Below are 18,899 nucleotides of genomic sequence, written 5' to 3' on the forward strand. Positions count from 1 at the left end.
GAGTCTGCCGTAGCATACGAAAAAAGCCCGATTAAATCGGGCTTCTGTAGTTGCGGAGGCAGGACTCGAACATGCGACCTCCAGGTTATGAGCCTGGCGAGCTACCAACTGCTCCACTCCGCGATGTGATTTCTATGCTTTGCTGAGGGGTGTCCCTCATTTGCGGCTGCAAAGGTACGACTATTTTTCGAGATGACCAAATTTTTCTGCATCTTTTTTCATTTTTGGCATCTTTTCCACCCAAAAGCTTGGCTGTTTAAAATAAAAACCGTACTTTTGCACAATACTAAATTAGTGTGCAATGTCAATATCCAAAACCCGACAACTATTGGTTGATGTCGCCAGACAACTGTTTGCAAAGAACGGTCTTGAGAATACGACGATGAACGATATCGCCCAGGCTTCTGGTAAAGGGCGACGTACGCTTTATACCTATTTTAAGTCGAAGGAGGATATCTACTATGCTGTCATCGAGACAGAGCTGGAGCGACTGAGCGATAAGCTCGATGAGGTGGCTGCACGCAAGATTAGTCCGCAGGAGAAGGTCATCGAACTGATCTATACCCATCTGAGCATGATTCGTGAGACGGTGGTGCGCAACGGTAACTTGCGTGCCGAGTTCTTCCGCAATATATGGATGGTGGAGAAGGTGCGCCGCCATTTCGACGATGCCGAGGTGGAGCTGTTCCGCAAGGTGTTTGCCGAAGGAAAGGAAGACGGCGAGTTCGACATCGATAATGTCGATCTGGTGGCCGACATTACCCACTACTGTATCAAGGGCCTGGAGGTACCTTATATATATGGTCGTCTGGCACGAGGCATGACCGAGGAGGCTACGAAGCCTCAGGTGGCCAAGTTCGTGTATGGCGCACTGGGAAAGAAAAACAAGATTTAGTAATTTTAATAATTAAAACAAAAAATGGGATTGTTAGAAGGTAAGACTGCACTCATCACTGGTGCAGCACGCGGTATCGGTAAAGCTATCGCACTGAAGTTCGCCGCTGAAGGCGCAAACATTGCATTCACCGACCTGCAGGTCAACGAAGAGACAGAGCAGGAGATTGCAGCTCTGGGCGTAAAGGCAAAGAGCTATGCTTCTAATGCTGCCGACTTCGCTCAGACCGAGGAAGTGGTGAAAGCCGTTAAGGAGGAATTTGGTTCAATAGATATTCTGGTGAACAATGCTGGTATCACCAAGGACGGACTGATGCTTCGCATGACCGAGCAGCAGTGGGATGCTGTGATTGCCGTTAACCTGAAGTCGGCATTCAACTTCATCCACGCTTGTGTGCCCGTGATGATGCGTCAGCGTGGTGGTTCTATCATCAACATGGCATCAGTAGTAGGTGTGCATGGTAATGCTGGTCAGGCTAACTACGCCGCTTCTAAGGCTGGTCTGATTGCACTGGCTAAGTCAATCGGTCAGGAGATGGGCCCCAAGGGTATCCGTGCTAACGCCATCGCTCCTGGTTTCATCGACACCGCAATGACTCAGGCTCTGCCCGACGAGGTTCGCAAGGAGTGGTGCAACAAGATTCCTTTGCGTCGTGGTGGTACCGTCGAGGATATCGCTAACTGCGCTACCTTCCTGGCTTCCGACATGTCAAGCTACATCAGCGGACAGGTTATCCAGGTTGACGGTGGTATGAACATGTAATTGAAAAATTAACCCAACCCCAACCCCTCCACCATGGAGGGGCTTTTTGATTAATAGGACTATGGACGTAGTTTACGAGGACAATCATATTATCATCGTCAACAAGCAGAGCGGAGAGATCGTGCAGGGCGACAAGACTGGCGACCGGCCTCTTTCTGACATTGTGAAAGACTATATCAAAGAGAAATACCAGAAGCCTGGCGAGGTGTTTCTGGGGGTGGTGCATAGGTTAGACCGTCCTGTGAGCGGACTGGTGGTCTTTGCCCGCACGTCGAAGGCGTTGACGCGTCTGAACAAAATGTTTGCCGAGGGACAGGTGCACAAGACTTACTGGGCACTGGTGCAGGGCTGTCCTGAAAAGGATGAGGACTTGTTGACGCACTGGCTGACGCGCAACGAACAGCAGAACAAGAGTTATGCCTATCAGCGCGAGGTGCCGCGGTCTAAAAAAGCACAGTTGAAGTATCGGGTGCTGAGTCGGGGCGATAACTACTCGCTGGTGGAGGTGCAACTGATGACGGGGCGCCATCATCAGATACGCTGTCAGCTGTCGGCCATCGGCTGTCCTATCAAGGGTGACCTGAAATACGGCGCCAAGCGCAGCAATGCCGACGGCAGCATTTCGCTGCAGTCGCATCGGGTGGAGTTTGTGCATCCTGTGTCTAAACAGACTATCTGCCTGGAGGCTCCGCTGCCGCCTGATCCCCTTTGGAAGAAGTTTTAAGAACTATGATATGAGGAAAGTGGCACTTTACCATGCGTAAAGTGCCACTTTTCTTGTGGAAAAGCGGCACCTTACTGATATGATTCTTAGGTGTTTTTGCAGATAGAGGGGGTGGCGTGCTTAATGATAGCCCGATGTCAACTTCTCGTTGACGATAGCCAGGATTTCCGCCTCGTGAAGGTCGGACCGGCTGATGAGATCCTGTGCCTCTGAAATCAGTTCCTTGGCTTTGGTGTGGTCTTTCAGTTGTCTGGCGTTAAGCTTCACCTTCAGGCCGGCACCGATGACGGCCGCACGAGCAGCCAGTGCACCTATACCGGCATCGCTGGCATTGGCAGGACTGCCCTCTTTGGCCATGGCCTTGCAGATAATGAATGCCTGCATAGCGGATTTCATCGTGCGCAGTGGTACTTGGGCGGCATAGAGGGTGGCCTCCTGGATGGCTTCTGTGCGCAGGGCCTTCTCCTGTTCGTTGACGTTGGGCATGCCAATGGCTGTCCTCAGCCTGTTGTAGGCGATGGCATCTTCGTCTGTCAGGTGGAGCAGCGTTGTTGTCAGGTCTTGTCCCATGGCGGCCCAATCCGAGAATTCTTGCCATCGTTCCTCCCATCCTAGCTTGGCCGACGAGAGATTGGCAACCATCGTGCCTAGGGCGGCAGCCAGTGTTCCCATGTAGGCGGCAATGGTGCCTCCGCCGGGCGCGGGATTCTCGCGTGTGGTGTCTTCGGTGAATGCTTTCACGCTGAGGTCCACAAGTTTGCGAGGCGCCTCTTCTTTTTCTCTCTTCTCGTCCTCCAACAGGTATTCTATCACCTGTTTGCGCATGTTGAACGGCTTCACTGTGTCGAGTCCCATCGACTTGATAGCGATCTTGATGATGTCGTCTTCAGGCACGCCGAGCGAGCGATGCTGCTTCTCCAGGAAGTGTTTGCCGGCATCAATCAGGGTCTTTTTGCTCACGGCTCCCACCAGTTCAGTGCCCGTGATACGGATGCCACGGCTTTGAGCGTAGCGGCATACTTCGTCGAAGGCCTTGTGTATGGGGGTCACGTCCAGGTCGGTGATGGTCATTGTCAGTTCGGCAATGCCATATTCATCGACATATCTTCCGAAGGCTTCGGTACTTTTCAGTGTGCCTGGCTTCATCATGGGTTGTCCTAGGTCATCGTAGATGATGGCGCCCGTGGGTAGGTTGCCTTCGCGCATCGGACGTCCGGCCTCGCGCACATCACCTGCAATAGCGTTGGCACTGCGTGCCGAGGTGGTGTTGAGGTGGAAGTTGATGGTAGCCTTGTGCTGTTCCATGTCATGACAGGAAGCACTTCCGACGTTTCTTTCTTCGATTATCATACTGAATAATTCATTAGGTCCTTCTTATGTGTAGTTAATATCTTGTTGCAAAGATACATACTTTTTTTCTTTTTAACAAATATTTAGTAAAGAAAAAAGCCCCATCGTCAGGTTTTTGGTCTGACCATCGGGCTTGTATGCTAGCATCTTTTAGCAAAATGTTCTTTGTTTGAACGTTTGCGAGGCTTACTTTGTGTCCCGTTGGTGCTTCTGACCTGGATGTGACGGGCGAGCCTACTTCATGCAACGTATCACTTTCTTGTAGTAACTGTTGGTGGCCCTTATGCTGTAGCAGGGACCGCCGTTCCACAAACGTATCGCCTTTTCGATGTTGTTCGTCTTGTTGTGATACGATTGAATCAGGAGGAACATCTCTTTCGACTTTCTGACATCATAACGGTCGTTCATCGAGTACCTCAGTTTGCGGCCCAACTTCTCAAGAATCTTGTTGCACTCCTTGACACAGATGGGCGTGATCTGCATGGCGCCTACCGAGTTCCCACTCACGGCGTTTGGATTTCCTCCGCTCTCTACCTGAATGATGGCCTCCATCACGGGGGTCCAGTCAAACGGGGCTAAGCTTTCGCTTCTAGTTACTGCCTCAGCTCCGAGAGGCATCAGGGTTAGAATCGACAAGCTTAGACAGATTTTCTTCATTAGTCTTGTCATATACTTTATTTCTTTCGCTGGACCCCTGTGATAAGCGCTCTTCACCAACGGGAAGACATCGGCATGGCCTATGTTTTGGGACATGGGTGCTTCGTTTTATTTCGCGTATCAAAAGAGGAGTCCGTGGTTATGTAGTTATAGATCTGGTGCAAAGGTAGTTATAATATTTTGATTATACAAATTTTTCTTAAAAAAAAATCCGATCGTCAGGTTTTATCCTGCCAATCGGACTTGTTTATAGCATGTTTGCAAAATGTTCTCTTTTGAACGTTTGCGGGGCATTTTGAGTTTCCCATTGATGGCCTGTGGTCATCGCTTGTGGGAATGCCTACTTTATGCAACGCATCACTTTCTGATAGTAGCGATTAGTAGCCTTTACGCTGTAGCGGGGTCCGCCATTCCACGAACGTATAGCCTTTTCGACGTTGTTCGTCTTGTTGTGATACGATTGAATCAGGAGGAACATCTCTTTCGACTTCTTGACATCGTAACGGTCGTTCATCGTGTATCGCAAATCGCGTCCTAGCTTCTTCAGAATCTTATTGCATTCCTTCACGCATATAGGAGTGATCTGCATGACGCCTACCGAGTTCCCACTCACGGCGCGTGGATTTCCTCCGCTCTCTACCTGAATGATGGCCTCCATCACGGGGGTCCAGTCAAACGGGGCTGAGCTCTCGTTTCTTGTGGCTGCCCCAACACTAAGGGGCATCAGGGTTAGAATCGATAAGCTCAGACTTACTAGCTTCACAAATCTTTTCATATACTCTATTTTATGGGGCTTTGCCAAGGCCCTCGTTTTTTTGCGTACAGTGCGTATGCCCGTCACGGGGAACGCCTGTTATCCTGAATTGCGATGCAAAGTTAGGTATATTCTTTTGAAGAATAATCAAAAGTGAAAAGTTTTGTGTGCGTGCACAAAGGTTTTATTGACTTACATCAATTATTCGTTAATCCAGTTCGACCACGGTAATACCGGCGCCGCCAAACTGTACATGTTCGTCGCGGAAGTGGTTGATATTCGGAACTGTAGCCAGATATTGGCGGATGAGTTGGCGCAGAATGCCACTGCCTGTACCATGCAGAATGCGTACGCTCGACACGCCCATCAGGATGGCATCATCTATAAAGTAGGTGACGGCATTGATGGCTTCGTCGCCACGCATGCCGCGCACGTCAAGATCCTGGCGGAACTGGGTCTTGCGCTCGTCGATGGTGTTGCGTGTCATGCGCGAAGTCTGTATGGCCAGTCCCTCGTGCTTGTTGGCAGCCTGCTCGGCATGGGCCTTAGCCTTTTCTTTCTCCGAGGCGGTCTCCAGTCGGTCTGTTCGCATCTTGGTCTTCATGCCGCCAAAGATGACGGTGGCCATCTTGCCATCTATCTTTTCTACCTCGCCCAAAGAGGTGAGGCCTTTGATGCGTACCACGCTGCCCACCGTGATGGGGGCAGACGCAGTCGATGGTGCTGCTGCTTGGGGTTTCAGCGACTGTGCGATGCTTTCTGGCGTAGCGTCAGAAAGGGCAGCCTTCTTTTTCTTTTCCTCTTTTCGCTTCTTGCGCTCTTGTATCTGGCGCATCTTGCGTTCTATCATCTCGTCGTTGGCACGTGTGTCAATGTCGGTGACTTGCTGCTTGAAGGTTTCCAGCTCTTCGCGAATACGGCGTGTGGCCTCTTTCTCGGCTTGTTGCTCGCGTATCTCGCGGATGGCATTCTCAATCTTCTTGTTGGTTTGTGCCAACAGCTCTTCGGCTTGTTCCTTGGCGCGGCGCAGAATCTGTTTGCGTTCCTGCTCAATCTCCTCGATGCTCGCCTCCAGTTTCTCGCCCTTCTGCTCCAGGCGCTTCTCGTGCTGGTGGATGGTCTGGCGCTTGCCTTCCCAGTAGCGCTTGTCGCGCACGATGTCCTGCAGGTACTTGTCGCTCTGGATATATTCTGTTCCCACAATCTCTGAGGCATCGTTGATGACCTCCTCGGGCAGTCCGGTGTTGCGGGCAATCTCAATGGCAAACGACGAGCCGGGCTGACCGATGCTCAGTTGGAAGAGTGCTTTCATCTGATGACGGTCGTAGAGCATGGCACCGTTCACCACACCTTTATGGTCGTCGGCAAAGTGCTTCAGGTTCTGATAGTGGGTGGTGATGATGGCAAAGGCGTGCTTCTTCCAGAACTGTCGCAACACGGCTTCGGCTATGGCACCGCCAATCAGTGGCTCCGTACCACCGCCAAACTCGTCGATCAGCAACAGCGTGTGCTCGTTGCAGTTGCGAATCATCTGTTTCATGTTCATCAGATGGCTCGAGTAGGTTGACAGGTCGTCCTCGATACTCTGCTCATCTCCAATGTCTATCATGATGTTTCTGAACAAGCCACATGACGAACGCTCGCTCAAAGGAATACTGAGACCGCACTGCAACATGTATTGCAGCAGTCCAACGGTCTTCAGGCATACCGACTTACCGCCAGCATTAGGACCCGAGATGATGAGGATCGATGCTCCTTCGGCATCCTTCTTGTTGCCCAGTAGGGTGACGTCCAGTGGCACCACCTTCTTGTTTTGCTTCTCCAGCGAGTGGGCTAGCAGTGGGTGTACGGCTTGAATCCAGTCGATATGTGGCGTGTCGCCAACGTGTGGCTCATAGGCTTTCTGTGCTTTGGCCAGTTCTGCCTTGGCCCTGATCAGGTCTATCTGCGCTAAGAACTGGTAGGAGTCCAGGATGTCCTTTACGTGCGGACGAACCTCGTCCGAGAATACCGTCAGTATGCGGATAATCTCACGACGTTCCTCGGCTTCCAGTTCGCGGACGCGGTTGTTGGCCTCAACCACCTCTGTCGGTTCTATAAAGACGGTCTTACCGGTGGCACTCTCATCGTGCACAATACCGCTGATCTTGCGCTTTAGCCCTGGCGCAATAGGAATCATCAGTCGGCCGTCGCGTATGGTTGGTGCGGCATCTTTGTCCACCAGTCCGTCGCGCTGCGCACTGTGTAATATACTATATAATGTACGCGAGATGCTGCCTTCCGTCTTGGCCAACTCATGGCGAATGCTGGCCAGCGTCATGGTGGCACCGTCTTTGATCTTTCCGTATTTGTCAATGATAGAATCGATGCGACGAATCATGGCTGGAAACGTCATGATGTCGGTGGTCAGTCGTTGCAGGGCAGGGTAGGGGTAGATTGTTGTTTCGCCCTTCTCCTCGCCATCCTTGTTCAGGTAGGCCACAATCTTGCTGATGGTCTCCAGCGAGCGGCGCAGGTCGAAGAGCTCCTGCTCTTCAAAGTGTGTGCCAGCCATGCGGATGCGTGCCACGGCTTCGCGCACGTCAAAGAAATATTGTAGTGGGAAATCGTCGGTGGTCTCTTGCAGTCGGCGGAACTCACGAATCTGCTCCAGCCATTCGTTCACTTCGCTGGCAGAATCAGAGAAGTGGACCTCGTCAACTTTCTCGCGTCCCAGTGAGCTGAGACAGTGTCCACGCAAGAGAGAACGAATATCTTCAAAACCAATCTTATACTCGTAATTATTTGGATAAATCATGGTGCAAAGATACAAATTTACCATGATATTGCAAAAAAGTTGCTGAAAAATTTGCAGGAGTGAAAAAATACTCGTACCTTTGCACCCGCTTTGAAGCAGTTCGAGCACTGGAGAGATGGTAGAGTGGTCGATTACAGCGGTCTTGAAAACCGCCGTGCTGAGAGGCACCGGGGGTTCGAATCCCTCTCTCTCCGCAAAGAGCAATCCGAAAGGGTTGCTCTTTTTGCTTTGAGAGGGGATATCTCACCCCCGGTCGGGAGTTCTTGCTCCGTTTCTCTCCGCAAGCGCCCCTTCGGGTCGAGCACGAATCCCTCTCTCTCCGCAAAATAGCACAAATGGGAACCTTACGGGTTCCCATTTTTAGTATCTATTACCAGCACCTTATTAGTTTATGGCGGCCCTGCTTAATGGCTTTACTGATAGCCAGGATAAGGAATACACCGAGTTCAAAGAAGAATTGAAGAAAGTATTCGAGGAATCAGAGGAGACGGAACGGAAGAAACTTTCTATGTTCCATCGTGATTTGGATGAACCCCTGTCGAACGCAGGAATCTGGTTCTCTGCTCGGATTTTCTATCTGATGCTTGGCATATTCCTACCTTGCTTCGCTTTTACGATATTCATGTTGGCTTGGTTCATCGCAAGATAGATATGTAACTGTGTTGACAGCCGTCCTTGTCGCCTCCTATGCGACGGATGCGATTATTCTTTTTCAACTTTTTGGTATTCCAATAGACGCCATCCTCAGTTATTCCACATACTTCAGCCAATTCCTTATTAGTTATATAAGGGTTAGCCTTCATTAATCTTACAATTTTCTCCGTAGTAATCACCGTAGTTTTCTCCGAACTTTTCTCCGAACCAGAACCGTTTTTCTCCGAACCTATGGCACTTTTCTCCGTAGTAATCACCGTAGTTTTTTCCGTAGCGGGTTTATTGCCACATCCAGCATGAATAGGGATATGAATCAGGAAGGTCAAACGGTCTTCGGTAGTCTCAAAGGTGTCAAAGTCGTTGGCAAACGCACAGATACTGTGATAGATGTTACTTCTTCAACGCTTCAAGCATAGCCATGCCCAACTCCGTCACAATCCATTCACCATCCTTGCGGCCACCCTTACGAGTTAAGATACCACTTGACTGTAGGTTCTCTATATCGCGTTTAATAGTCCTTGTCGCAACACCAGTCTTTAGTGACATTTCTGGTATTGTCACAAAAGAATCTTCGGTAATCATTTCTAATATAACTGATTGTCTTTCAGTAAGTTCTTTGGTGACATCTTTGGTGACATTCGGCTCTTTTACGCCACCTTTTACGCCAATTTTACGCCACTTTCGGCATGTTGCTATTGTTCAATACCATTCTCTATCACTTCCCAATAGCCGCCCTTGTCGCCTCCTATGCGGCGAATGACACCATTTTCGCGCAAAGTCTTAATACGTTTTTCCACTGCACGCGAGGACACCCCAAGCTTCATGGCAATTTCAGCCGCAGTGACTTTGGGATTTAGCCTAATAGCAGAGATGATTGCTTGGTTTTTCTCCGAACTTTTCTCCGAACCAGAACCGTTTTTCTCCGAACCTATGGCACTTTTCTCCGTAGTAATCACCGTAGTTTTTTCCGTAGCGGGTTTATTGCCACATCCAGCATGAATAGGGATATGAATCAGGAAGGTCAAACGGTCTTCGGTAGTCTCAAAGGTGTCAAAGTCGTTGGCAAACGCACAGATACTGTGATAGATGTTACTTCTTCAACGCTTCAAGCATAGCCATGCCCAACTCCGTCACAATCCATTCACCATCCTTGCGGCCACCCTTACGAGTTAAGATACCACTTGACTGTAGGTTCTCTATATCGCGTTTAATAGTCCTTGTCGCAACACCAGTCTTTAGTGACATCTCTGGTATTGTCACAAAAGAATCTTCGGTAATCATTTCTAATATAACTGATTGTCTTTCAGTAAGTTATTTGGTGATATCTTTGGTGACATCTTTGGTGACATCTTTGGTGACATTCGGTTCTTTTACGCCACCTTTTACGCCAATTTGTTCTACCGAGAGCGTTTCTTTCATAAATTCTGGATGGCAAGGAATATCAATCAGGAAGTACGTCCTCTCCTCGTCCGTCTCGATAGTCGCTTTGGTTGAACCATTGGCTTCCATCTCTTCCCTGGTTAAAACACCTTGTTCATAGAGCTGTTTAAGCTCCATCAACTTGTCAATATTCGACCTTGCCATAATAAGAGTATTATTATCTTTTTTTGTGGTTTATTCTCATTTTCCTAAAAAATTGCGTATTTGTTCATCTGACAACATCCAGAATTTATACCTTATCAAAAGGTCACCATCTGCATCAATAATTTCATATTTAGTCGGCCAAAAACTTGAATCCAATTCATAGTCAAATGACAGGTCTTTTTTATAATTTTTCAAACCTGACTCATTAAATAATTCATCAATATTTATTTTGTCTGTTTGATTAGGGAAATCTTTCTTCAACTGATTTAATAAGAATTGTTTCCTCTCTTCTTGCGTCATGTCTAGTTTATCTTTAATTCCTATTTTTAAATTATGATTAACATCAAATGAGAGTAATTCAACAGTCCTTAGCATCTTTAAACCATCTTTTGCTTCATAATGATAATGTCGTTCGCTTCCAAATTCTTTACCATTCAGATGAAAAGGAAAGGGCGCTCCGCTCATCCAACTAATAAACCCTTCTTCCGTTAATCCAGAAAAAACAATATTATCTAATGCCAGCTGCGCAGTGAGATTGGGAAATTTATCAGGATATTCTACCCAAAATCTAATATCCCACTCATCTCCTAGAGTTTCTTTCCCTTTTTTCATTACTTCATCAGCATTTAGTAGGCTTGTGATTACACCATCTACATTCGTTTTGAACTTGTATATATTATTTTTTCTTGCCTTTAAGATTGTCCCTACTAAATCTGTTTCATAAGTTCTATGATCGTATTCTAGATCAATTTTTATAATTTCTGCTTCCATCGTAAATCCATTCTTATCTGCACTTAAGACTTTTATCCTCTGCAAAAATAATAAAGTATAATCTGTATCTCCTCCTTTTAATTTAGTACTTCCTAAGAAATATTTCTCTTCGCCAACTTCAAACTTTGGCTGTATTTTTACTATTTGTGCGTTAATCATACACACAAAACAAAGAAAAATGGGGATTAAAATCAACTTCTTCATATGCTCATTCATTTAAAATGTTTTTTGCCTCTTCGGTCATATACGGCTTTATCTTATCATAAGGAATTGTTATGCTGACTTGCCTTAAAGAACCAGGGCCTATTTCGTAATGCTGATAGTCAAATTGTACTCCATCCTTTACCAAATGAATTATACCAGCCACAGGAGATGACTCAAATTCTTCGTTGACACTTTCATAATCTTCTCCTAGTTTATTCTTTACTGCGTTAATAATCAATTTATGTAGTCCTTTATCATTATTAGACCTTATAATATTGATGTGCTTCCCATCTACTTTTCTAAAAGTAGAGGCATCGCAAAATTCGTTACTAACTCCACCGTGAAAATAGTATGAGTGAGCACATAAAGAAACACAATTCTCATTTTCGAAATCTTTTGTGAATTCGATGGTCTATACATAAGCAGAAGCCCCTTCATAAGCGTGTTCTTTCCATTCTCTATCCAATTCATCAAATTTTGCCTTTCCATAACTATTAATAACGGAATTCCCATCATTCAGACTTCCTTTATATTCATATCCTTCAATTTGAAACATATTCGCAATGACCTCTTTTATATATTTCCTCGTGTTCTGCAATAAAGCATCAGCTCCTTTAATAGGATAATCGGCAGATAATTCAACATTTGCACTAGATGTGTTTTTTTTATATACTATTTTAGTTGTCTCGAATTGTTTTTCTTCTTTCTCAATTCTAGCCAACTCGAATTCTGTCACAATATTAGCAGAGAATGGGAAAGTTTTTCCCCTTGAATTAATGAAAGAGCCAGAATAGGAAACTTCTCCTAGATTGCCATTAAAGGAGCCTGCCCTAACACCGCCATCATATTCATCAAGGATCATAACTCCATTGTCATCAATAGTTCCTTTGATTGAAATGGATGCGTCGGACTTTTGACTCTCATAGTGTTCAGTACCTTCTATTTTGCTTCCCATTCGTTGAAGGTGCATAGAGAAGCCTATATTATCTCCAATAACTCCCTTGAGAATAATATTTTGTACAACATCTTTCGTGTCAGAAGATGGAATAGTCACTGATTCTGAATGTGAAATGATTTTTGGTATGATAAAGATTCCTGCAACAACAAATAATAATGCAATACCACCAAAGATATATTTCTTATTCTTTTCAAAAAAAGAATCATCTGATGTTTCTATAGCTTCACTTTCTGACTGTTCAAAAGCCTCTATCTGTTCCTTTTGTGTTGTATGCGACAATGGAACATCAGTTTCTTGGCTCTCTTTAGGTGCCTCACTATTTGTTCCGAGAATTTTTTTCTTCTCGGCTTCCATTTCCTCTTTTGTGAGGACTCCTGCTTCAAAGAGTTGTTTAAGTTCTAATAACTTTTCAATCTGTGAATTGTAGGAATTAGCCATATTAATCACTATTTAAAATATCTATTTTCTGATAATCGAACTCTTTTTGTTCTAAAACACCTTCATCCAGCAGGGCCTTTAGCTCAATTAGGATTTCCACTTTTGTTTTCCCTTGGATCCACATTGGAATAGTTTCAGAGAGGAGAACATCTTGTTTCTGTTTGTCGTACTCTTCTGAAGTCAGAATCTCTGCATCATACAACGTTTTCAAGTTACGAAGCATAACCACCTTGTTTTCGTTGTTCGTCCGGACGGATTGGGGCATTATGTTCTTGACTTCTGTATCATATTCTTCTTCTGTGAGAATACCTGCATGCAAAAGTTCATCAAGTTGCTCAATGGTTGCTCCAATTGCATTTGTTTCTGGTAGCGAAGGCTTTATATACGCTTGGGGGGCAACTGGCATTTGTGGGGATCGAAGATGATGTGGCAACTGTGAAGTTTGCTCTACTGTTGCTAATTCGGGTTGATTGTAAAGGTAATCATCCTCATTCTCAAAATAGCGATTTGCACATTTATAATGGATTAGGTGAATCAATAGTAAAGGAACAACATAAAACGCCGCGGACATCAAGGCTACACCAACACTGTAACCGTCGCTTGTACCCCCTGTTAATGATAATATCCCGTAGGTCTTGGCATCTAATCTTGTTGCAGCAACTCCATATATTATCATTACACCTGAATAAGCAAGAAAACCAACGGCAACAGTAAATGCCAAACGCATGAAAATGAGGAATATCTTGTTGTCAGAACTGCGATTATACAAACAAAATATGTCAATAAAGATAGCTATTAGACTAGCATACATTAAAATCTGAGGCCATTTTCTGTAGTCAATCGCTTTAGCCAAATGTGCCATTACTTCTTCAGAATAGCTCTCATTCAAATGCTCTTCTATGGCTTCGCCAATAAAACTAAATACGCCTAAATTTTCACTCAGATAATGCCCAACAAGTTCTCCTTGATCCATCGTACACTGCATAATAGCTTCATTTGCAATGTCAATGACACAATATGCCGCTATAACATGAGCAATTGGCAAAGACAAAAGACCGAGGATCAGTAGTACATAGCCCGTTTTTGAGATATCCTTGTTAGGCATAGTAGTTATGAATTGAGGATTTTTTTCTTTTCTGATTCAAATTCTTCCTGGGTTAGAACTCCAGCGTCAAGTAAGGCTTTCAAATCTTTCAACTTTTCAGCTTTTGAACTAAAGTCGTTCTTTGGCTGTGCTTGCAGAGTTGGTTGTTGGGGGGCTGTATACTGTTGTTGTGGCTGCTGATAGAACTGCTGCTGTGGTTGTTGGTACTCGTTTGCATGAATATAGTCATAGTTGTATTCCTCATCAAAATCATCCTCGCTCTTGAAAATGAGAATAATAAAGTCAATCAATGATAATATTCCTGTAATAATCAATGGAAAGACAAAGAATAAACCAAGAGCTCCTATGCAGAGGTAAACAGCTCCTTTGGTACTTTTCCCTAAATAAAACCAATGAACGCCCCAACATCCAAGGAAGAACGTCAACAACAATGCAACAGCTTTTGTCTTCATACTCGCATTTAAATGTTGCCGTGTCAAGCCCAAACGTGGCTGTTAATAGCTTTAGGAATTTTGATATATACAAAAAGTGTGGGCTTCAACTTCACTTATCCCACACGCCAGGTCTCGCATTACCTCTCTAGTCAGGATAAGCAATGCGAACACCCACACCGAATATGATAAGTGTCTATAACATCATTAAACATAACGATGAAACACCTATATTCATACCCAGAGTGATGTCACTATTGCTTTTTGACTAGAGATCCAGACCTTAATGGCCAAGACCGTCCAAGTTGCGAGTTTGGCGTGTCAAATCAGCGTCGTAACACCAATCATATATATGCATCCCTCACCTCCCTTACAACGGGGGCTTTCAGTTTGCGGGGGTAAAGGTACGAATTTATTTTGAATTTAGATTCATCATGTATAAAAAATGCAGAAAAAATGTAATTTTGGGCACACAAAGAAAAAAGAAGAGATATAACACCGTTTTTAGTATATACCTCTTCTATTGAAATTAGTCTTCTACAATTGTGAACTCATGGAAGGAATAGAATATGTCTTCATCCTCATGCTCTTCCATATAATCCTCCAGTGTTTCGTCGATAGCTTTTACTGTTAGCTCCACCTCATGCCCGACAATTCCTGATACAAATTTGGCTGCATCTTCGATTTTTCCCCAATAGTACCAATCATCATAGGAGTCAAGAGAATAGCGGTCAGGGAAATACGTACCGCTGGAATCATTTGTATAGAATACGTCACATCCAGGTTCTTGCTCTTGATAGTAAACTTTGATGGATGGGTATTTCTTTTCAATACACTCCCGAAATCCTTCCTGTTCGCACCATGCCGTATTTTGGTTGATGGTGAGGATATTATCTTCAAGATGGTAATCAATTATCTCACCCCCGGTCGGGAGTTCTTGCTCCGTTTCTCTCCGCAAGCGCCCCTTCGGGTCGAGCGCGAATCCCTCTCTCTCCGCAAACTATATAACTTTGTACCCACGTAAGAAGACTACTGCAGAAGTCAAGTGGTGGTCAAATACGACTAACAGAAACGTGTTACATTTTGTGTTCCGCAAGAAAATGGATGTATTTTGTTTCCCATCACGTCTTGCAGAATGGCAAACGCTGCATCACCTGTGCAGTGACTGGTGTAGAAATGTGTCTGAGGATAGGCTTCCGTCAACCTGCTGGAAAGTGCTGTGAGTTTGACTTCGTCCTCATGATTGTCGAGCAGATGAAATCCTCCGACAACCATCTTTACCGGCAACGGACATGCTGCAAGGATGTTTTCCAACCCGCTGTGAGCACATCCCGTAAACAACAAACCTTTTGTGTACAAAGCCAGCTCGTGGCGGAAATCATCATGAACGTACAGCCCCTGCTTGTCTTGAACGAAAAGATGCTGATTGCCTTCTGGCATCGGATGAAGGTGGGGTATGTGTGCTATGACATAGATGTCGTCGCCTATGCTACCACTATGATTAATCTGCAGCAACCGCTCTTGCGGGAATTCCGGCCATTCGGTGGTAATCGAGTGCAGATAGCGGCGTTTAGAATAAAACATGCCGCTGATGGCATCGGGAGAGACAATGACCTTTGCCTTCTTGCTGATGTCCATGAAATGCTTCAGTCCTCCTGCATGGTCGCTATGTCCGTGTGAGATAAATACATAGTCAACACTGCTGAGGTCTTTCCCTAATCGCTCTGCATTGCGGATCAGTATGTCGCTGGCTCCTGTATCGAGCAGGATGCAGTGCTTCTCCGTTTCGAGAAGGATAGAAAGACCATGCTCTGTTTCAAAAGCTGGATTGATGGTCCTGTTATCTGATAATACCGTCCATTCCATGCTTCGATGCAAATCACTTGCCTAATGTCGGCATCACATACACTGGCTTCTCTTCGTGGTTGTTGCAGTCGTGATGATTGCAGGCTTCAAGAGAGTCTTTCAGTTCACCATTCAGATAAGCCTGGAGCACATCCTCAATTGTTCCATGACATCCCCTAACCACAGTGATGCCGTGAGCAGACAGTTTGTTGTAGGCTCCCATCCCCATGTTGCCAGCCAGCATCAGGGTGATGCCCATCTCTTGCATAACTGATGCTATGTTCGACTTGCAGCCACATCCTTCAGGCGAGTTTAGTCGCTCTTGTTTTACTACCTGGTTTTGTTCGTCGAGTGTTACTATGCTATAATAAGCGCAGTGTCCGAAATGGTCGTCAACCATGCCGTCGCGTGTAGGTATTGCTATTAACTTTGTCATTATTTCAACATTACAATTTGTTCAAGTGATAATATTTGTGCAAAGTTACTCACAAATCCTCGTTTACCATATAATTGCAGCTATATTTAACAAAATATGGCACAAACCTCGGCGGAATGCTATTGTGGTTTGGGCGGTTTCGGTTGACAATAGGGCCGCTTTGACAATGCAATAGTGGCAGTTTTGAGATGCAATAGTGGCAGTTTTGAGATGCAATAGTGGCACTATTGAGTTGATTCTAGACTCTAGAATCGTTGTTTCTAGACTTTAGAATTGATGTTTCTAGACTCTGGAATTGATGTTTCTAGACTCTAGAATGGTGCTTTCTAGACTCTAGAATGAAATCAAAAGCGCCACTCTTGCAGTGCAAAAGTGGCGCTATGGGTGTTTGATAGTGGCGCTATTGGGTGGTAATAGTGGCCCAATGACAGAATAGGTCATTGGTTTACGGGGAGCGTGAGCACAAATCTTGCGCCACCGGTATAGGTGGTGTCTAGCATCACGTCGCCATGCATGCTTCTGGCCAGCGAGCGGGCAATAGAAAGACCGATGCCGGTGCCATCGTAGTATTCGTTGAGCTGTACGAACTCTTTGAAGATGTGGGTGGCCTCTTCTGGTGGCACGCCAATGCCGGTGTCTTCTACGATGAAGCAGATCTGTTGGTTGACCACTTCTATCTGCAGCGTGACACGCTGTTTGAGCTTGCCTACCGACATGCCTGTGGCTTCGGCCGGGCGAGTGAACTTGCGTGCATTGTCAAGGATGAGGGTTAGTGCTTTGACTGCATATTCCTTGTTGGTTGTGATGTGCTGCACCTCTGCCTGTTGCGACAATTGGATGTTGAAGTTGAGGTGTGTGGCCTCTTTGATGCCACATTTCTCCACGGCCTGCGTTGCTATATCAATGGGCATCACGTCGTCTTCGCAACAGTTGCCTATCTCGCTGCTGGCGTCGCTGAGGTCCAGCATCTTGTCTATGAGGTCGGTGATGCGCTTGCTGTTTTCTTCAATCTTCTTTTTGGCTTCTTGCAGGTTCTCGCCGCTCAGTTCGATGTTTGGACTAGCCAGCACCTGGGTGAAGCCCGTCAGGATGTTGAGTGGGGTGCGTATCTCGTGTGATATCTGCTGAATGAAGTTGGTCTTCATTCTCGATGACTCCTCAGCACGCTTGTTGGCTTCAATGAGCTGGTGGTTGGTGGTGTCCAGCTTGTCGTAGGCATCCTCCAGTTTCCGATGCTCTTGTTTCAGCTTCTTCAGGTGGTTGCGGTGGTTGATGATGATGACGCCAAAGGAGATGACAATCAAAAACAGACAGACGGCGATGGCCACCAGTCGCATCTGGTAGAGCTTTGACCGCTGTTCGGCAATCTGGCGCTCCTTGCCCTGAATGTCATAGACGGCAGCCACCTCGGCAGCCAGACTCAGTTTCTGCTGGTTGAGTGCCGAGTCGTAGATCTGTGCCACTCGGTTGGCAATGTTCAGGGCCGAGTCGGTCCTGCCGGCCAGCATGTTAGCTTGATATTTCGGGATGTAGTAGCGACCAATATTCTCGAGGTCGTTTTCCAGATTGCCCTCGAGCATATATTGATCCAGCAGACGATAGTTGTCGGCCGCCTCGCTGTAGCGTTGCGTCTGCAACAAGTATTCGTTGTTGTTGATGATGTTGCCTGTCACCTTAGAAGTCTGCGTTGACAGGTAGTCGTTGTAGGCCTTTTCAGCTTCGTCGTTACGGCCTTGTGCATGAGCCAGCAATGCCTTGCAATAGCAGATTTCCGCTTTCATCTCGTCTTGAAAGACGCTATCCCTATGAGGATGCTTGTCGGCCAGGAGATAGAGCGAGTCTTGTCGCTGAATCCATGGTGCAGCCTCGTTGTAGAGCGCTTTCTCGATATAGATGCGAGCAATGGCATTCATCGTTTTCTGGCACTCGCGGTAGTCCAGCGGGTCGCTGTGAATACTCAGTCGGTTGTGTATTCCTTGCAGTGCCCGTTGATAGCTGGCGGCCGCCTTTTGTGTCTGTCCCAGGTTCAGCTGACAGTTGCCAATGATCTGAGCAATGTCGTGGTGGTCGATGAAAGAGTTATGACCAGCCGCCTTCAGCTTCTTATCTACGGTGAATGCCACGTTGAGAGCCTCGTCGTAGCGCTTCATCTCGCAGAGCAGACGTACGTAGTTGTTGTAGGAATAGACATAGCACTCCACGTCGCACAGGTCCGTCAGCTTCTTCACGTTGATGTTGTCTAGCTGTTCGTAGAGTACAAACGATGTGCGATACTCTTCTCTGAGATTATAAGCAACGGTCTTGTAGAAGATGACCCTGACCTTTGATAACTCTCCTTCCTGTTCCAGACTGTCGATGGTTGACAAGATCAGTGGCACGTTGCGCGTGTCGCCGACAGTTTGGATGACGGAGTCGGCATGATGCGGTATGCCTTCCTCCAGCATACATGTAGAATGCTTGTCTTTGGTGCAGGATGCGAGTCCCAGCACCACGATGACGGTTGGTAGCAGAAGTCTTTTTATCATGGCTAAGGT

20 protein-coding genes, 2 tRNA genes and 1 pseudogene are annotated in these 18,899 nt (G+C 46.2%); 4 read left to right on the forward strand and 19 right to left on the reverse strand.

Going from position 1 to position 18,899, the window contains the following annotated elements; all coding sequences use genetic code 11:
* Window positions 1–50: 50 nt before the first annotated feature.
* Window positions 51–123, reverse strand: a tRNA-Met gene (locus T433_RS0104700).
* 178 nt (window positions 124–301) lie between these two features.
* Between T433_RS0104700 and T433_RS0104710 the strand changes: the two genes are divergently transcribed.
* The 3 genes from T433_RS0104710 to T433_RS0104720 all read left to right on the forward strand — a co-directional run bounded on the left by T433_RS0104710 (window position 302) and on the right by T433_RS0104720 (window position 2,381).
* Window positions 302–895, forward strand: a complete 594-nt coding sequence (locus T433_RS0104710; protein ID WP_027449873.1) for a TetR/AcrR family transcriptional regulator — start codon at window positions 302–304, stop codon at window positions 893–895.
* A 24-nt stretch (window positions 896–919) separates the two neighbouring features.
* Window positions 920–1,657 carry a 3-oxoacyl-[acyl-carrier-protein] reductase gene (fabG, locus tag T433_RS0104715; protein ID WP_027449872.1) on the forward strand — a complete coding sequence of 246 codons (738 nt, stop codon included), beginning with the start codon at window positions 920–922 and terminating at the stop codon, window positions 1,655–1,657.
* A 61-nt stretch (window positions 1,658–1,718) separates the two neighbouring features.
* Complete coding sequence (locus T433_RS0104720) at window positions 1,719–2,381, forward strand: RluA family pseudouridine synthase (protein WP_027449871.1); 663 nt, start codon at window positions 1,719–1,721, stop codon at window positions 2,379–2,381.
* Between the two features lie 120 nt (window positions 2,382–2,501).
* Here the strand turns inward: T433_RS0104720 and T433_RS14630 are convergent.
* The 4 genes and pseudogenes from T433_RS14630 to T433_RS0104740 form a co-directional block, all read right to left on the reverse strand.
* Window positions 2,502–3,662 (reverse strand): annotated as a pseudogene (locus T433_RS14630) (cyclodeaminase/cyclohydrolase family protein); the annotation flags it as partial.
* Window positions 3,663–3,965: 303 nt separating this feature from the next.
* Complete coding sequence (locus T433_RS0104730) at window positions 3,966–4,400, reverse strand: transglycosylase SLT domain-containing protein (RefSeq protein ID WP_027449870.1); 435 nt, start codon at window positions 4,398–4,400, stop codon at window positions 3,966–3,968.
* Window positions 4,401–4,728: 328 nt separating this feature from the next.
* Window positions 4,729–5,163 (reverse strand): transglycosylase SLT domain-containing protein, encoded by a 435-nt coding sequence (locus T433_RS0104735; protein ID WP_027449869.1) that lies wholly within the window; start codon window positions 5,161–5,163, stop codon window positions 4,729–4,731.
* Window positions 5,164–5,350: 187 nt separating this feature from the next.
* The gene (locus T433_RS0104740) at window positions 5,351–7,939 is read right to left on the reverse strand and encodes an endonuclease MutS2 (protein ID WP_027455044.1); all 2,589 of its coding nucleotides are present in this window, start codon (window positions 7,937–7,939) and stop codon (window positions 5,351–5,353) included.
* A 109-nt stretch (window positions 7,940–8,048) separates the two neighbouring features.
* On the opposite strand from T433_RS0104740, the gene T433_RS0104745 reads away from it, so the two are divergent.
* A tRNA-Ser gene (locus T433_RS0104745) sits at window positions 8,049–8,133 on the forward strand.
* Between the two features lie 441 nt (window positions 8,134–8,574).
* Here T433_RS0104745 and T433_RS0104755 read toward each other — a convergent pair.
* The 14 genes from T433_RS0104755 to T433_RS0104820 form a co-directional block, all read right to left on the reverse strand.
* On the reverse strand, window positions 8,575–8,919 hold the full coding sequence (locus T433_RS0104755; protein ID WP_027455046.1) for a winged helix-turn-helix domain-containing protein: 345 nt from the start codon (window positions 8,917–8,919) through the stop codon (window positions 8,575–8,577).
* A 64-nt stretch (window positions 8,920–8,983) separates the two neighbouring features.
* Window positions 8,984–9,289 (reverse strand): DeoR family transcriptional regulator, encoded by a 306-nt coding sequence (locus T433_RS16155; protein WP_345938760.1) that lies wholly within the window; start codon window positions 9,287–9,289, stop codon window positions 8,984–8,986.
* The gene (locus tag T433_RS0104765; RefSeq protein WP_027455047.1) at window positions 9,286–9,618 is read right to left on the reverse strand and encodes an Lrp/AsnC family transcriptional regulator; all 333 of its coding nucleotides are present in this window, start codon (window positions 9,616–9,618) and stop codon (window positions 9,286–9,288) included. Before T433_RS0104765 ends, T433_RS16155 begins: the two co-directional genes overlap by 4 nt.
* Window positions 9,619–9,682: 64 nt before the next feature.
* Window positions 9,683–9,883, reverse strand: coding sequence for a DeoR family transcriptional regulator (locus tag T433_RS16795; RefSeq protein ID WP_282706089.1), 201 nt, complete (start codon window positions 9,881–9,883; stop codon window positions 9,683–9,685).
* 21 nt (window positions 9,884–9,904) lie between these two features.
* A complete protein-coding gene (locus T433_RS16800; RefSeq protein WP_248616482.1) occupies window positions 9,905–10,177 on the reverse strand; it encodes a hypothetical protein in 273 nt (90 codons plus the stop codon).
* Between the two features lie 36 nt (window positions 10,178–10,213).
* Window positions 10,214–11,152, reverse strand: coding sequence for a hypothetical protein (locus tag T433_RS0104780; protein ID WP_155808380.1), 939 nt, complete (start codon window positions 11,150–11,152; stop codon window positions 10,214–10,216).
* 4 nt (window positions 11,153–11,156) lie between these two features.
* Complete coding sequence (locus T433_RS16625) at window positions 11,157–11,390, reverse strand: DUF3298 domain-containing protein (RefSeq protein WP_027455050.1); 234 nt, start codon at window positions 11,388–11,390, stop codon at window positions 11,157–11,159.
* A 174-nt stretch (window positions 11,391–11,564) separates the two neighbouring features.
* Window positions 11,565–12,548, reverse strand: coding sequence for a hypothetical protein (locus T433_RS0104790; RefSeq protein ID WP_027455051.1), 984 nt, complete (start codon window positions 12,546–12,548; stop codon window positions 11,565–11,567).
* 1 nt (window position 12,549) lies between these two features.
* Window positions 12,550–13,653, reverse strand: coding sequence for an SHOCT domain-containing protein (locus T433_RS0104795; protein WP_027455052.1), 1,104 nt, complete (start codon window positions 13,651–13,653; stop codon window positions 12,550–12,552).
* A 5-nt stretch (window positions 13,654–13,658) separates the two neighbouring features.
* A complete protein-coding gene (locus T433_RS15830; RefSeq protein ID WP_052356991.1) occupies window positions 13,659–14,105 on the reverse strand; it encodes an NINE protein in 447 nt (148 codons plus the stop codon).
* 508 nt (window positions 14,106–14,613) lie between these two features.
* Entirely contained in the window at window positions 14,614–15,042 is a 429-nt protein-coding gene (locus T433_RS14640; RefSeq protein ID WP_052356992.1) for a hypothetical protein, read from the reverse strand.
* Between the two features lie 104 nt (window positions 15,043–15,146).
* Window positions 15,147–15,950 carry an MBL fold metallo-hydrolase gene (locus T433_RS0104810; protein WP_027455053.1) on the reverse strand — a complete coding sequence of 268 codons (804 nt, stop codon included), beginning with the start codon at window positions 15,948–15,950 and terminating at the stop codon, window positions 15,147–15,149.
* Window positions 15,951–15,963: 13 nt separating this feature from the next.
* Window positions 15,964–16,365 carry a NifB/NifX family molybdenum-iron cluster-binding protein gene (locus tag T433_RS0104815; RefSeq protein ID WP_044109214.1) on the reverse strand — a complete coding sequence of 134 codons (402 nt, stop codon included), beginning with the start codon at window positions 16,363–16,365 and terminating at the stop codon, window positions 15,964–15,966.
* Window positions 16,366–16,802: 437 nt separating this feature from the next.
* Window positions 16,803–18,890, reverse strand: coding sequence for a tetratricopeptide repeat-containing sensor histidine kinase (locus T433_RS0104820; RefSeq protein WP_027455055.1), 2,088 nt, complete (start codon window positions 18,888–18,890; stop codon window positions 16,803–16,805).
* Window positions 18,891–18,899 lie beyond the last annotated feature (9 nt).

Origin of the sequence: Xylanibacter brevis ATCC 19188 (assembly GCF_000621725.1) — a bacterium.
GTDB lineage: Bacteria > Bacteroidota > Bacteroidia > Bacteroidales > Bacteroidaceae > Prevotella > Prevotella brevis.

What these genes read in the sequence shown, in the direction of transcription:
- T433_RS0104710 (WP_027449873.1), top strand. Translation starts at nt 302, where the DNA reads ATGTCAATATCCAAAACCCGACAACTATTGGTTGATGTCGCCAGACAA.
- fabG (WP_027449872.1), top strand. Translation starts at nt 920, where the DNA reads ATGGGATTGTTAGAAGGTAAGACTGCACTCATCACTGGTGCAGCACGC.
- T433_RS0104720 (WP_027449871.1), top strand. Translation starts at nt 1,719, where the DNA reads ATGGACGTAGTTTACGAGGACAATCATATTATCATCGTCAACAAGCAG.
- T433_RS0104730 (WP_027449870.1), bottom strand. Translation starts at nt 4,400, where the DNA reads ATGACAAGACTAATGAAGAAAATCTGTCTAAGCTTGTCGATTCTAACC.
- T433_RS0104735 (WP_027449869.1), bottom strand. Translation starts at nt 5,163, where the DNA reads ATGAAAAGATTTGTGAAGCTAGTAAGTCTGAGCTTATCGATTCTAACC.
- T433_RS0104740 (WP_027455044.1), bottom strand. Translation starts at nt 7,939, where the DNA reads ATGATTTATCCAAATAATTACGAGTATAAGATTGGTTTTGAAGATATT.
- T433_RS16800 (WP_248616482.1), bottom strand. Translation starts at nt 10,177, where the DNA reads ATGGCAAGGTCGAATATTGACAAGTTGATGGAGCTTAAACAGCTCTAT.
- T433_RS0104780 (WP_155808380.1), bottom strand. Translation starts at nt 11,152, where the DNA reads ATGAAGAAGTTGATTTTAATCCCCATTTTTCTTTGTTTTGTGTGTATG.
- T433_RS0104790 (WP_027455051.1), bottom strand. Translation starts at nt 12,548, where the DNA reads ATGGCTAATTCCTACAATTCACAGATTGAAAAGTTATTAGAACTTAAA.
- T433_RS0104795 (WP_027455052.1), bottom strand. Translation starts at nt 13,653, where the DNA reads ATGCCTAACAAGGATATCTCAAAAACGGGCTATGTACTACTGATCCTC.
- T433_RS15830 (WP_052356991.1), bottom strand. Translation starts at nt 14,105, where the DNA reads ATGAAGACAAAAGCTGTTGCATTGTTGTTGACGTTCTTCCTTGGATGT.
- T433_RS0104810 (WP_027455053.1), bottom strand. Translation starts at nt 15,950, where the DNA reads ATGGAATGGACGGTATTATCAGATAACAGGACCATCAATCCAGCTTTT.
- T433_RS0104815 (WP_044109214.1), bottom strand. Translation starts at nt 16,365, where the DNA reads ATGACAAAGTTAATAGCAATACCTACACGCGACGGCATGGTTGACGAC.
- T433_RS0104820 (WP_027455055.1), bottom strand. Translation starts at nt 18,890, where the DNA reads ATGATAAAAAGACTTCTGCTACCAACCGTCATCGTGGTGCTGGGACTC.